At 61.3% G+C, this 12,160-nt stretch carries 14 protein-coding genes; 4 read left to right on the top strand and 10 right to left on the bottom strand.

What is annotated here, in order from left to right:
* The coding region (locus tag BN1130_RS22620; protein WP_042041218.1) for a hypothetical protein at positions 1–222 on the top strand (222 nt) is incomplete at its 5' end.
* Between the two features lie 68 nt (positions 223–290).
* Here the strand turns inward: BN1130_RS22620 and BN1130_RS07590 are convergent.
* From BN1130_RS07590 to BN1130_RS07560, 7 genes are all read right to left on the bottom strand, one after another.
* On the bottom strand, positions 291–1,091 hold the full coding sequence (locus tag BN1130_RS07590; RefSeq protein ID WP_042041217.1) for a Cof-type HAD-IIB family hydrolase: 801 nt from the start codon (positions 1,089–1,091) through the stop codon (positions 291–293).
* 141 nt (positions 1,092–1,232) lie between these two features.
* Entirely contained in the window at positions 1,233–2,273 is a 1,041-nt protein-coding gene (locus BN1130_RS07585; RefSeq protein WP_042041216.1) for an alpha/beta fold hydrolase, read from the bottom strand.
* On the bottom strand, positions 2,263–3,009 hold the full coding sequence (gene trmH, locus BN1130_RS07580) for a tRNA (guanosine(18)-2'-O)-methyltransferase TrmH (protein WP_042041215.1): 747 nt from the start codon (positions 3,007–3,009) through the stop codon (positions 2,263–2,265). Before trmH ends, BN1130_RS07585 begins: the two co-directional genes overlap by 11 nt.
* A gap of 133 nt (positions 3,010–3,142) precedes the next feature.
* Entirely contained in the window at positions 3,143–5,260 is a 2,118-nt protein-coding gene (gene spoT, locus BN1130_RS07575; protein WP_042041214.1) for a bifunctional GTP diphosphokinase/guanosine-3',5'-bis pyrophosphate 3'-pyrophosphohydrolase, read from the bottom strand.
* A gap of 130 nt (positions 5,261–5,390) precedes the next feature.
* Positions 5,391–5,666 (bottom strand): DNA-directed RNA polymerase subunit omega, encoded by a 276-nt coding sequence (rpoZ, locus tag BN1130_RS07570; RefSeq protein WP_005307060.1) that lies wholly within the window; start codon positions 5,664–5,666, stop codon positions 5,391–5,393.
* Positions 5,667–5,743: 77 nt separating this feature from the next.
* A complete protein-coding gene (gene gmk, locus BN1130_RS07565) occupies positions 5,744–6,370 on the bottom strand; it encodes a guanylate kinase (protein WP_042041213.1) in 627 nt (208 codons plus the stop codon).
* Between the two features lie 253 nt (positions 6,371–6,623).
* The gene (locus tag BN1130_RS07560; RefSeq protein WP_042041212.1) at positions 6,624–7,730 is read right to left on the bottom strand and encodes a glycosyltransferase family 9 protein; all 1,107 of its coding nucleotides are present in this window, start codon (positions 7,728–7,730) and stop codon (positions 6,624–6,626) included.
* 84 nt (positions 7,731–7,814) lie between these two features.
* Between BN1130_RS07560 and BN1130_RS07555 the strand changes: the two genes are divergently transcribed.
* Positions 7,815–8,519 carry a 3-deoxy-D-manno-octulosonic acid kinase gene (locus BN1130_RS07555; RefSeq protein WP_042041211.1) on the top strand — a complete coding sequence of 235 codons (705 nt, stop codon included), beginning with the start codon at positions 7,815–7,817 and terminating at the stop codon, positions 8,517–8,519.
* A gap of 159 nt (positions 8,520–8,678) precedes the next feature.
* Complete coding sequence (locus BN1130_RS07550) at positions 8,679–9,536, top strand: GGDEF domain-containing protein (protein ID WP_042041209.1); 858 nt, start codon at positions 8,679–8,681, stop codon at positions 9,534–9,536.
* A gap of 55 nt (positions 9,537–9,591) precedes the next feature.
* Here the strand turns inward: BN1130_RS07550 and BN1130_RS07545 are convergent, their stop codons facing one another.
* Positions 9,592–10,446, bottom strand: a complete 855-nt coding sequence (locus BN1130_RS07545) for a carboxylate/amino acid/amine transporter (protein WP_042041207.1) — start codon at positions 10,444–10,446, stop codon at positions 9,592–9,594.
* Between the two features lie 42 nt (positions 10,447–10,488).
* Here BN1130_RS07545 and BN1130_RS07540 point away from each other — a divergent pair, with 42 nt between their 5' ends.
* Positions 10,489–10,965 carry a DUF6314 family protein gene (locus BN1130_RS07540; RefSeq protein ID WP_042041221.1) on the top strand — a complete coding sequence of 159 codons (477 nt, stop codon included), beginning with the start codon at positions 10,489–10,491 and terminating at the stop codon, positions 10,963–10,965.
* Between the two features lie 52 nt (positions 10,966–11,017).
* On the opposite strand, the gene BN1130_RS22210 is transcribed toward BN1130_RS07540, so the two are convergent.
* Positions 11,018–11,179 (bottom strand): hypothetical protein, encoded by a 162-nt coding sequence (locus BN1130_RS22210; protein WP_157013944.1) that lies wholly within the window; start codon positions 11,177–11,179, stop codon positions 11,018–11,020.
* Positions 11,164–12,060 carry a DMT family transporter gene (locus BN1130_RS07535; RefSeq protein ID WP_042041205.1) on the bottom strand — a complete coding sequence of 299 codons (897 nt, stop codon included), beginning with the start codon at positions 12,058–12,060 and terminating at the stop codon, positions 11,164–11,166. The genes BN1130_RS22210 and BN1130_RS07535 overlap by 16 nt, the downstream gene beginning before the upstream one ends.
* Between the last annotated feature and the right edge of the window lie 100 nt (positions 12,061–12,160).

Here is a 12,160-nt window from a genome sequence, read left to right as displayed (position 1 = left end):
GGCTATGCGGGGGCGGCGACCCTCGCCAAGGCGGGTGCCATCTGGGGAGGAACTTTGGGGAGTCTTGGCACCCTCCTTGGGGCTCTGCTGGGGGCCATCTGTGGAGGTCTGCTCGGCGGCCTGGGCGCCGGAACCGTTGGCTGGCTGGTGGGCCGTGCCCTGGATCGGCGCCTCTCCGAGGAGTTCTTCTGCAAGGCCTGTGAGCACAGGTTCAAGCGCTAGTCGCTGGCTGAGATCCGCTCAAAACAACGCCCCCGACTGAGCGGGGGCGTTTTTTATGACTGGGTGGTTCAGGCGGGCAGCGAGAACAGCTGCTCCAGATAGATGGCCACTCCATCCTCATCGGAGCTGAGGGTGCGTGCGTGCTCGGGCAGCGCCAGCTTGAGGCGGTCATGGGCATTTTCCATCACCACACCGCGCCCAACCATGTCCAGCATCTCGAAGTCGTTCATGCCATCGCCAAAGGCCACCGCCTGGGACATATCCAGCCCATGCTGGGCCAGTACGGCCTGTACGGCATTGCCCTTGTGGACCCCGGCGTGCATCACCTCGAGGCAATCCGGCAGGGAGAAGGTGACATTGAGGCGGTCACCATACCGGGCATTGAGTTCGGCCTCTATGCTCAGCAGCTTCTCGTGTTCGCCGATGTAGAACACCTTGCTGATCTGCTCCTTCGAACAGCTCTGGAGATCGGTCAGTCGATAGCTGAAACCGGACTCATCGTGGAAGTTGAGCAACCAGGGCAGCTCCTCTTCCACCAGCCACTCATCCCCCTGGTAGACGTTGAGGTGAATGCTGGGATCCCGGGGCAGGGCGATCAGCTCGGCGGCAACGTCGCTTGGCAGGGACTGGTTGAACACCAGCCGATCCTGCTTGTCATGTACCATGGCGCCATTGGAGGTGATGAGATAGATGTCCAGCCCCAAGGCGTCGCGAATGGAGCGAACATCCACGTGATGACGGCCTGTGGCGACCACGAACTTGATGCCCTGGGCCACCAGACGGTGCAGAGTGTCGCGGGTGCGGGGGGAGATCTGGTGCTGCTGGTTGAGCAGGGTACCGTCGAGATCGGATACAACTACCTTGAACATCGTTACCTCGGTTTCACGTGAATGCCGGGGCAGTTTACCCCAGCCATCCCACTGGCCCCATTTATTTAGGGTTACAAAAAATAAGCAGCTTTTGAGTGTTTTGTGAGGCATGCCGCCACGCAGATGGCGGCATGCCCGGGTTCAATAGCGACCAAAGAAATCGAGAATGGCGGTGAGGGCGGGCAGGCGTTTGTCATCGCTTTCGATAAACAGCTCATGCCAGGCACCCTCGATGCGCAGGGGTTTGCCTCCCTCGCAGGGGGCGCGCTGGCAGAAATCGAGTTGGGCCTGGTTGTCGACCACGCTGTCGGCCCCCGCTTGCAACAGCAGCAGCGGCGTCTTGATCTTGCCAGCCTCCTGGATGGCGCGCTCGCCACCCATCATGCCCTGATGGATCCAGTGGGCGGTGGCGCCGCCCAGCTTGACCTGAGGGGTCTGCTCATATTGCTGGCGGAACGCGGCATAGCGTGCCTGGCTGTGGGTCAGCTCGTTATTCGCGAAGCCCTGATCCTGATATCCCCCCTGGCCTGGGCCATAAGGCGGCTCCCCGAACCAGCCCCCGACGGTGCCTATGGTGGCGGCGACGCCCTTGGCGAGCCAGTGGGGCAGCCCCCCCAGGTTGATGCCCATCATGGGTGAAGAGAGCGCGGCCGCCCTTATGTCATCCGGCCAGCGTTCCAGATAGCGAGCCGAGATGGCGCCACCCATGGAGTGGGCCAGCAGGAACAGCTTGGCGGGCTTGTCGGCCATGACGACGTGATCGTGGAACTGCTTGAGATCGGCGACATAGTCTTCGAAGTCGACCACATACCCCTTCTCCTTGTCTGCCAGCAGGCGACCGGAGAGCCCCTGGCCACGGTGATCGATGAGATAGAGGCTATAGCCCTGACGCCACAGATCCCGGGCCAGCTCCTGATACTTGAGGTAGGTCTCTACCCGGCCGTTGACGATCATGATGGCGCGATCGCTGTCTGGATTGCGCAGCACGGCGTAGCGGATGGGGATCCCGGCCTTGCCCTGAAACTCCCCCTCGCGGGCGTGGTCGCGCCAGAATGCGGGTAGCGTCTCTTCATAGAGGGCAGGCAGCTCGGCTTCTGTGGTCAGCTGATAGGGATTGTTCACGGCTAAGGCTCCGGCGGATAGCAGGGTCAGGGCCAGCAGGGGCAGGCAGCTAAATTTCATCGGATGGACACTCCATATCCAGGGGGTCATCTTGTTGCGCAGCCCAGCCCTTGCGGGTCAGCTGCATGCGTTGCCACCAGGCGTCATCGGCCAGGATCTCGCCTTGGGAACCTAGCGGCGGGTAAGGCATCTCTTTCTCTTTGCAGAGTTGGGCATAGATGGGATAGCCCCCCTCGAACAAGATGGCATTCTGCTCCTCGGCGTCGAGGGGGCAGCCGCGTTGATAGCAGCCGGCCAGCTCACGTTGGCGCTGGGCCTCATACAAGATGGCGGCGGCGGCGACCGAGACATTGAGGGACTGCACCATGCCGACCATGGGGATGACAATATGGTGATCGGCCAGGGCCAACGCCTCCGGAGTGATGCCGAACTTCTCCTGACCGAGCAAGATGGCGGTGGGTTTGGTGTAATCAATCTGGCGAAAATCCACCGACTGCTCCCCCAGGTGGGTGGCCAGGATCTGCATGCCGGCGGCCTTGAGATCGGTGATGGCGCCCTGGATGTCGCTATGGAGAGAGATATCGACCCAGTTCTGGCTGCCGCGGGCCGTGCCCTTGCGCTTGTGGATGCTGTTCTTCGGCCAGACCGCATGCACCCTGTGGATGCCCACGGCATCGGCGGTGCGCACTATGGCGGCCAGGTTGTGCGGCTTGTGGACCTCTTCGAGGCAGACGGTCAAGTCGAGCTGGCGCATGGCCAGCATGTCGGAGATGCGTTGATAACGTTCGGGGGTCATGGCTGTCTCTATCAAGTCTGTGGTGCCTGTGTCGTCATCTGGCACGGGCGAAGGGTCGACCCGGGCGCCAGCTCAATGAGCCGAGGCGGTGCGTCGCCCTGAAAGCATCAGGCGGCTTGCGCCGCCTGTGGTATCAGTTCTTCTGTCGACCGACCCTGAGCACATTGGGCATGACCCGGATCTTGCGCATGATGTTGGCAAGATGGATGCGGCCCTTGGTGGTGATCAGCAGGGTTACCAGGTAGACGCGACCATCTTTCTCTTCGGTGCTGATGGCGTGAATATTGGCGCCGGTGGCGGCGATCACGTTGGCCAGCTCGGCCAGGGCGCCCTGATGGTTGACGATCTCGATGTGAATACCTGTCTTGAACTCTTGTTCCTGCTCGGTATCCACTTCCCACTGTACCGGCAGGTACTTGTCCGGCTCGCGACTGTAACCCTTGATGTTGCGACAGGACTCCTGGTGGATGACCAGCCCCTTGCCCGGGCTGATGTGGGCGATGATGGCATCGCCGGGAATGGGGCGGCAACAGTTGGCGAAGGTGACCAGCATGCCATCGGCACCCCTGATCGGCATCTTCTTGCTGCTGTTCTTGGGCTGATCACCCTGGGACAGCCCCTCATCCTGCATGCGGCGGGCGACCATGACACTCATGGCGTTGCCCAGGCCGATATCGGCTAGCAGCCCTTGCAGGTTCTCATGCTTGGTATCGGTCAGCACCTGCTTGATGCGGGATTCCGAAATGTCCTCGATATTCTTGGCACCCAGGGCATGGTTGAGCAGGCGGCGGCCGAGCACCACTGACTCTTCGGTACGCAGGTTCTTGAGGAACTGGCGGATCTTGGAGCGGGCCTTGGTGGTCACCACGAAGTTGAGCCAGGCGGCATTGGGGCGAGCGCCGGGGGCCGTGATGATCTCCACTGTCTGACCGGACTGAAGCTGGCTGCTCAGGGGGTAGGGGTGGCGGTCGACCCTGGCACCGACGCAGGCATGGCCAATGTCGGTGTGGACCGTATAGGCAAAATCGACCGGCGTCGCCCCGGTGGGCAACTCCATGATGCGGCCTTCAGGGGTGAACACGTAGATCTCGTCCGGGAAGAGATCGGTTTTGACCCCCTCGATAAACTCGAACGAACTGCCGGCGCTCTGCTGCAGTTCGAGCAGGCTCTGCATCCAGCGCTGGGCGCGGATCTGGGCCGTGGTGCCCGAGCTGTCGCCATCCTGTTTGTAGGCCCAGTGAGCGGCAACCCCCTTGTCGGCCATCTGATCCATGTATTCGGTACGGATCTGCACCTCGACCGGCACCCCGTGGGGCCCGACCAGGGAGGTGTGCAGCGACTGATAGCCGTTGGTCTTGGGGATGGCGATGTAATCTTTGAAGCGGCCGGGGCGGGGCTTGTAGAGGTTGTGCATCTGCCCGAGCACCCGGTAACAGGTGTCTATGTCCTTCACCTTGACGCGAAAGGCATAGATATCCATTACCTCATGAAATTGCAGCTCTTTTTTCTCCATCTTGTTGTAGATGGAGAACATGTTCTTCTCGCGGCCGCTGATCTGCGCCTCGATGCCGGACTCCTGCAGTCGCCCCTGAATTTCACTCTGGATGGAGTCGATGATCTCCCGGCGATTGCCACGGGCGCGACGCACGGATTCGCGCAATACCCGGGAGCGCATGGGGTAGAGCGCCTCGAAGCCGAGCTCTTCCAGCTCGTTCTTCATGGTATGGATACCGAGCCGGTTGGCGATGGGGGCGAAGATTTCCAGGGTCTCGCGGGCGATGCGGCGGCGCTTGTCCGGGCGCAGGGAGCCGAGGGTGCGCATGTTGTGGGTGCGATCGGCCAGCTTGATCAGGATGACTCTGATGTCCTGGGTCATGGCCATCATCATCTTGCGGAAGTTTTCGACCTGGGCTTCCTTGCGATCGCGAAACTTCAGCTTGTCGAGCTTGGAGACACCGGCAACCAGCTCGGCCACGGCATCACCGAACAACTCCGCCAGCTCGGCCTTGGTGACCGGGGTATCCTCGATGACATCGTGCAACACGGCCGCCATCAGAGTCTCGTGGTCCAGACGCATGTCGCCCAGAATGCGGGCAACCGCCACCGGGTGGGTGATATAGGGTTCACCACTGGATCGCATCTGACCCTGGTGAGCGTCACGGGCTACCACATAGGCTTGCTTGAGTTTCTCAACCTGCTCGGATGGCAGATAAGAACTGGCTACTTCTTTAAGATTTTCAAATAGATACAAGACATGCCCCGCTGCGGTAATTCAGCAATCCGTGATATTGAGGGTATAGCCCTGAGTTTGCGAGGTTTTCGAGCGGTTGTAAATGGGGGGAAGAACAGTCGGCACCCGGGCGGGTGCCGACTCGGAGGACTTAACCGCGGCCTTCGGCGATGGCAGCGACGGCAGCCAGCTCGGCAGCTTCCTGCTCTTGCTGCTCGTAACGGTCCTGAGTGTCCATCACTTGGTTGTTCACCAGACCCAGCTCGATCTCGCGCAGGGCGATCACGGTCGGTTTGTCGTTCTCTTCGTCAACCAGGGGGTCTTTACCTTGAACCGCGATCTGACGGGCGCGGCGCGCGGCGACCAGTACCAGGTCAAAACGGTTACCTACCTGTTTTACAGCATCTTCTACAGTAACGCGTGCCATGCAGACTCCAGTGTTTAGACTTTTAGTGTTTAAAAGACGGTGTTTAAAAATGACGCAAAAGTGTACTTGGTTTTAGCTTATTCCGCCAGTAGCTGTTGCAGCAAGTTTTGCTGCGCCTGCCGTTGACGGCACATCTTCAACCTTTGGCTCTCGATGATGGCCTTGAGTTGACCCAGCGCCAGCTCAAACTCTTCGTTGATGATGACATAGTCATACTCATCGTAGTGCACCATTTCGGCAATGGCTTTCTCCATGCGGCCACGGATCACCTCTTCGCTGTCCTGCCCGCGACCGATCAGGCGGCGCTCCAGCTCGGGACGGCTCGGCGGCAATATGAAGATGGATTGCGTCTCCATCTGCTCGCGGATCTGGCGGGCGCCCTGCCAGTCGATATCGAGGAAGACATCGATACCCCGGGCCAGGCAGGCCTCGATGGCTGCCCTGGAGGTGCCATAGTAGTTGCCGAACACCTCGGCCCACTCCAGGAAGTCGCCACGGGCGATCAGTGCCTTGAACTCTTCGACCGGTACGAAATGGTAGTGGACCCCGTTCTCTTCCCCCGGACGCATGGCGCGGGTGGTGTGGGAGACGGAGAGCTGCATACGGCCAGCGGCCTCAGGCTGCTTGAGCAGGGCATTGATCAGACTGGACTTACCCGCTCCGCTTGGGGAGGAGATGATGTAGAGGGTGCCTTGTTGCGCCATGTCAGTACCTTTCAACGTTTACCGTGTTTTGGTTGTAGCAGAGAGCGCCGTCTCCTGCCCCTCGGGGCGACAGCCAAGCACAACACACAGAAAATTCAGCAGCAGGGGGATGTAAAGGCGGCAGATGGTAGCAGATGACCGCAGATAAAAAAACGGCCGGAATCATATTCCAGCCGATCAAAGGATTCGTAGCTTGCTGCGAGAGTTGCCTCTACGCAGCGGCTATTCTGGCGAGGAAATACTCGGGAGACTATCAGGTTATCTCTCGCTGACTGCTCGGGATTTTCGATGGATTGCCCGCTTCCTCCCCCGCTTGCCACCACTGGTCGAAGCGGGCGATCACTCGCTCGACCGGCAGCTTGGCCATGGCGTCCGGGTCTTTGAGGCGGGTGCGCCAGCTCAGCTCGCTCAGCGGCTTGCCGGTCTCCTGCTCGATCCGCTCCTGATAGACGCTGACCACATAGTCGTGGCACAGATAGGGGCCGGTGCGGGCCGGATTGTGATGGGCATAGAGGCCGATGACGGGGGTGCCGACCAGGGTCGCCATGTGGGTGGGGCCGGTATCGGGGGCCAGTACCAGGCTCGCTTCCTTGATCAATGCCAGCAACTGCTTGAGGTTGGTCTGGCCGACCAGGTCGACCGGCTTGCTCTGGCTCAGGCGCCGTATCTCAGCCGCGAGATCCCGCTCCAGCTTGGCCGGCCCGCCGCACAGCAGCACTCGCATGCCCTGGCGGTGGGCATGATCCGCCAGGGCGGCATAGCCAGCCGCGGTCCAGTTCTTGAACGGTTTGCTGGCGGCGGCACAGATGAGCAGGGTCGGTTGCCCGGCAATCTGCGCCTTGGCCCAGGCCTGATGTTCAGGGGCTATGGGTAGCTGCCAGTCCGGGGTCAGATCCTTGATGCCCAGCTCGCGGGCGAAGGCGAGGAAGCCGTCCAGCACATGAGGGGAGGCTGGCGAGGGCACCTTGTGATTGGTAAACAGCCATTGACCATCGTTGGCACGCTCCCGATCGAAACCCAGTTTGACGTCGGCGCGGATGCCGAGGGTGGCGATGCTGGCGCGCAGGGCGGCCTGCAGATGCAGCAGGGCATCGAATTTTCGGCCTTGCAGCTGCTGCCAGAGGGCGCGGTAGCCACGCCAGCCCTGACTCTTGTCGAAGGGGATCACCTCGACACCGGGCAAGTCGGCAAAGAGCCCCGCCTCCAGCTTGCCGATGACCCAGGTGATCCGGGTGTCCGGCCACTCCCGCTGAATGACCCGCACCAGCGCCAGTGCGTGGCAGCAATCACCAATGGCGGAGAGCCGCAATATACAGATTGAAGAGGGTGGCGTTTGGAACGGCAGCATGATGTGGCGCAATAGATGGGAAATCGATGAATGGCATTATGCAAACTCCATCATGGATTGTAAAATTGCGGCCAATGACTGCCCGGAACCCACCAGATGCAAATTCAAACCGACAAGAACCAGGTGTGCTGGTTTGCCGATGACCTCTTCAACCATCCTTCGCCCAGGCTATTCGATCCCCTCTGGTGGCAGAACCAGGGCAAGGTGGTGGGCTCGGCCATCGGCCGGGGGGTGACCTGGTTCGTGAAGGAGGAGTCCTGCCATCTGGTGCTGCGCCACTACTATCGCGGCGGCATGGTGGGCCGGGTGGTGCGGGATCGCTTCTGGTTCGAGGGGGTGGAATCGAGCCGTGCCATGGCCGAGTTCAGTCTGCTGGAGACCCTGAGCCGTCAAGGGTTGCCGGTGCCCAGGCCGTTCGGGGCACGCATGGTCAAGCAGGGCCCCTTCTACCGGGCCGACATCCTGATCGAGCGTATTCGTGGTGCCAAGGATCTGGTGGCCCTGCTCAAACGGGGTCCTGTCGCTGCCGACATCTGGTTGCGGGTGGGTCAGACGATACGCCAGCTGCACGATGCCGGTGTCTATCACGCGGATCTCAACAGCCACAATCTGCTGCTCGACAAGGCGGACAAGGTGTGGGTGATCGATTTTGACAAGGGGGCCATCCGTGCGCCAGGCAGCTGGCAGCAGGCCAATCTGGAACGATTGCTGCGCTCTTTCAATAAAGAAGCCCAGCTGCATACCAGCTTCCACTTCGTGCCGGAGAACTGGCAGACCCTGATGCAGGGCTATCGGGGCTAGCCTCGGTGAGGCTTGCGGTGCGGTCCCGGCTGAGGGTCGCTTGCCCTTCCGAGCTGACGCGTTTTTTTCATCACAAACTCCCCGATGCGGATTGCCGATCCCTTGCCCCGATGCTACTTATTGGGGTTCACGACAAGTTTCACGGTTTAGAGGCGTTTGATGGATGTACTGAAGGCTCCGCTAGCGGACACAGTGACCCGGCTGGACAGTTCCCTGATGGCGGATGCCATGCAACTGATGGATGCCGGCGTCTGGCGCTGGTCGCAGCCGCAGGCCATGGCGCGGGATCCCTCCTGCCTGGCGTTGCTCGGCCTCACCCAAGACAATCTGGATGAGATGAGCTGGCTGGCACGGATACACCCGGATGACATGGCGCGGGTGCTCGAAGCCTTCGCCGCCTGTCTGCATGGTCGGGACTCGCTGCGTCTGGACTATCGCATCCTGCACCATGATGGCCACTATATTCGCCTCGATGAGCGAGCCCAGCGCCAGCCGGACGGCTCGCTGCTTGGGGTGGTGCGTCGTTGCCGCCACTCCCACTCCCCGGTGGCGGAGCAACAGGGCACGGATCCCCTGACCGGGCTCGAGAGCCGCGGTTATTTCGAACAGAGGCTCAACGAACGCCTCGGTCAAGAGAGCGCCTTCTGCCTGCTGCAACTCACCGTGGATCACAGAGCCAAGATATTGCAGCTGTTTGGCGAGGCCGATTGCGACACCATGCTGGCCAGACTGGCGCGTATCGTGCGTCACGAACTGCGCAAGGATGACCCCTTCGCCCGCTGGGATGACGATACCTTCATCCTGATGCTGCCGGGCATCGAGCGGCTGGATGCCCTGGAGATCGCCGAACGGCTGCGCCTCGAAATTGCCGATGCCAGCCTGCTGCCGGAGCGACCAGTCACCGTCAGCATCGGATTGGTGCAGCATCAACCGGGGGAGCAGATCGATCATCTGCTGGCCCGGCTCGCCTCCTGCCACGGTCAAGCCCGTCAGGAGCACAACCAGGTCATCGGCTAGCAGGCTCTGCCGCGGGTTCGGGAGGCGCCCCATGAAGAGCGCCTCCCAAGCGGGATCAGGCGCGAGCCCGTTTCCCGGGTCGGCACAGCCAGAGCGAGGCCAGCATCAGCAGGCCGCCAAGGGCGAGGCGCGGCAGGTCCGTCTCTCGTCCCCACAGCAGCAAGTTGACCAGCAGACCCGCCGGGATCAGGGCGTTGTTCATGATGGCCAGCACGCCGCTGCTGACCAGGGTGGCGCCCTTGTTCCACAGGAAGTAACCCAACCCGGATGCCACCACTCCCAGCCAGAGCAAGATGCCCCACTGCAGGCCGGTGCTGGGATATTGCGGTTTGCCGAGCAGCCACCAGGCGGGCAGGGCGATAGCCAGGGCCCCCAGATAGAAGCAGCCAAACACCGCATGTTGTGGCGGTTGCTGCGCTTCACGGGCCATCAGCACCTTGTAACCCACCTGCCCCAGGGCGAAACAGAGGTTGGCCCCCTGCACCACCAGGAAGCCCAGCAGATAGCTCTCGGTCAGACCATCGAAGCGGATGACGGCCGCGCCCAGTACCGCCAGTGCGGCCGCCCCCAGATAACTCGGCTTGAAGCGCCGTTCCATCAGATCGTGGATCAGGGTGACGTAGAGGGGGGTAAAGATGGTAAATACCAGTACCTCAGGCACCGTCAGCAGCAGGAAGGAGTGGTAGTAGAAGAGGTACATCAGGCCGAGCTGAATGGCGCCGAGCCCCATCAGCTTGAGAGCCAGATCGGGTCGCAGCCAGCGTTTACGCAGGAAGGGCAGAAACACCAGACTGGCGAGCAGGATGCGGGTTAGCACCGAGAAGTAGGCATCCACCTGACCGGCGAGGTAGACACCGATCAGGCTGAAGGAGAAGGACCAGAGCAGGGTAACCCCTATCAAGTAGTTCATGTGTTTGATTTATCGTCAGTTGTCAATTTTGAGGGCGCTATGATGGCCGAGATGGAAGCTGTGATCCAGCGTTTATGGCAGCGGTTGCCACAGATAGGCGCATTTGCGTTCGAGGGGAGTAACGGGGCGGGCTCCGCCACCGACTGGACGGGGCGCGGCGAGGGCAGGGTGCAGGTGACCGATCACCAAGGGGGCTGGCTGTTTGACGAGCAGGGCCGCTATCAGACTCCCCATGGCAAGGTGCTGACCATGACGAACCGCTTCTGGTGGCAGCGTACTCCGGCGGGGATCAGCCTCTCCCACTTGCGCTACCAGAGCCCGGTACTGCTGTTCGAGTTGCGGCCGGTGGCGGGCCGCTGGCAGACCCATGAGCCCCACCTGTGCGGCCAGGACCACTACAGCGCCGAGCTGGTGGAGGAGGCAGCCGGCTTCCGGCTGAGCTGGCAGATCCAGGGGCCCCGCAAGAACGAGCGTCTCGATTACCGCTATCACCTGATGGAGGGGGCATCGCCGCCATAAAAAAACCGGCGCAAGCGCCGGTTGGAGACAACATCTGAGGGGCCGCCGAGTGTCAGGCCTTGATGACCTGACTCAGGATGGCTTGCAGGCGGCTGTCAAACAGCCAGGGCAGCAGCACCATCAAGAGGCCGACGAGGCCTGCCAGCTTGTGGCGGTACTGCCAGCCGGCAATCAGCACCAGACCGCCACACAGGGAGGTCAGGATGCCTGACACAGGCTTTCCCGGCGATTGCGACGCTGCTGGGCCCACTGGTTCATGGCGACCGAACCCAGGATCAGCATCAGGGCGACACCGGTGGTGGAGTGGATCTGCTCACCGAGGAACAGGGCACCCAGCACCACCCCAAACAGGGGCACCAGATAGTTGCTGAAGGAGGCGAAGGTCGGGCCTGCCTTCTGGATCAATGCCATATAGAGGAAGTAGACCAGACCGGTACAGAAGATGCCCAGCACCACCACGGCGATGGTAGCCTGTTGGCTCGGCAGGGTCAGGCTGTCGAGATCGATCAGGAAGGGGGCGGCGATCAGCAGCTGGATGGCCGAGGAGATGAGAATGTTGCGGGCCACCACCACCGGGTGATCCTTGGCGAAGCGCTTGATCATCAGCAGGCCGATGGCGAAGCAGCTGGCTCCGAACAGGATCGCCACGGCGCCCACCAGACCGGCATTCATGCCACCGGACAGTTTTGGCCAGAACAGCACCAGCACGCCGATGAAGCCCACCACCACGGAGAGCAGACCGCTCTTGGTGATTTTTTCACCCGAGATAAACAGCGGCGCCATCAGGATGGTGACGAAGGGGATGCAACCCATCACCACGGCGGCGATGGCGCTGTCCACATACTGCTGGCCCCAGGCCACCATGATGAAGGGGATGGTGGCATCGAGCAGGGCGATCAGCATGTAGGTGCGCCAGGGGGTGTGTTCGCTCTTGAGTCGCATGAACAGACAGAGCAGCCCCAGGGTCAGGCTGCCACACAGGGCACGCCCGGCGGCGACCAGGATCGGCGGCATTTCGGCCACGGCCTGGTGCATGAAGATGAATTGGGAACCCCACAGCAGGCCGATGGCCAGCAGTAACAGATAACTACGCATGTCTTGTCTCGTTGTCGATGATGCAATGAATGAGCGCATTCTAGGGACTCTGTTACTATGTAGAAAATGAATTGTTGGCATTTGCCTATGGTCAATATCG

This window comes from Aeromonas rivuli (genome assembly GCF_000820045.1).
GTDB lineage: Bacteria > Pseudomonadota > Gammaproteobacteria > Enterobacterales > Aeromonadaceae > Aeromonas > Aeromonas rivuli.
Note: the sequence above shows the minus strand (reverse complement) of the source record. Positions and strands in the feature narration are given on the sequence as shown.

Bases quoted from the DNA above. Each gene is read 5' to 3' on its own strand.
- BN1130_RS07590 (WP_042041217.1), bottom strand. From the start codon at position 1,091: ATGTTCAAGGTAGTTGTATCCGATCTCGACGGTACCCTGCTCAACCAG.
- BN1130_RS07585 (WP_042041216.1), bottom strand. From the start codon at position 2,273: ATGAAATTTAGCTGCCTGCCCCTGCTGGCCCTGACCCTGCTATCCGCC.
- trmH (WP_042041215.1), bottom strand. From the start codon at position 3,009: ATGACCCCCGAACGTTATCAACGCATCTCCGACATGCTGGCCATGCGC.
- rpoZ (WP_005307060.1), bottom strand. From the start codon at position 5,666: ATGGCACGCGTTACTGTAGAAGATGCTGTAAAACAGGTAGGTAACCGT.
- gmk (WP_042041213.1), bottom strand. From the start codon at position 6,370: ATGGCGCAACAAGGCACCCTCTACATCATCTCCTCCCCAAGCGGAGCG.
- BN1130_RS07555 (WP_042041211.1), top strand. From the start codon at position 7,815: ATGCAAATTCAAACCGACAAGAACCAGGTGTGCTGGTTTGCCGATGAC.
- BN1130_RS07550 (WP_042041209.1), top strand. From the start codon at position 8,679: ATGGATGTACTGAAGGCTCCGCTAGCGGACACAGTGACCCGGCTGGAC.
- BN1130_RS07545 (WP_042041207.1), bottom strand. From the start codon at position 10,446: ATGAACTACTTGATAGGGGTTACCCTGCTCTGGTCCTTCTCCTTCAGC.
- BN1130_RS07540 (WP_042041221.1), top strand. From the start codon at position 10,489: ATGGCCGAGATGGAAGCTGTGATCCAGCGTTTATGGCAGCGGTTGCCA.
- BN1130_RS07535 (WP_042041205.1), bottom strand. From the start codon at position 12,060: ATGCGTAGTTATCTGTTACTGCTGGCCATCGGCCTGCTGTGGGGTTCC.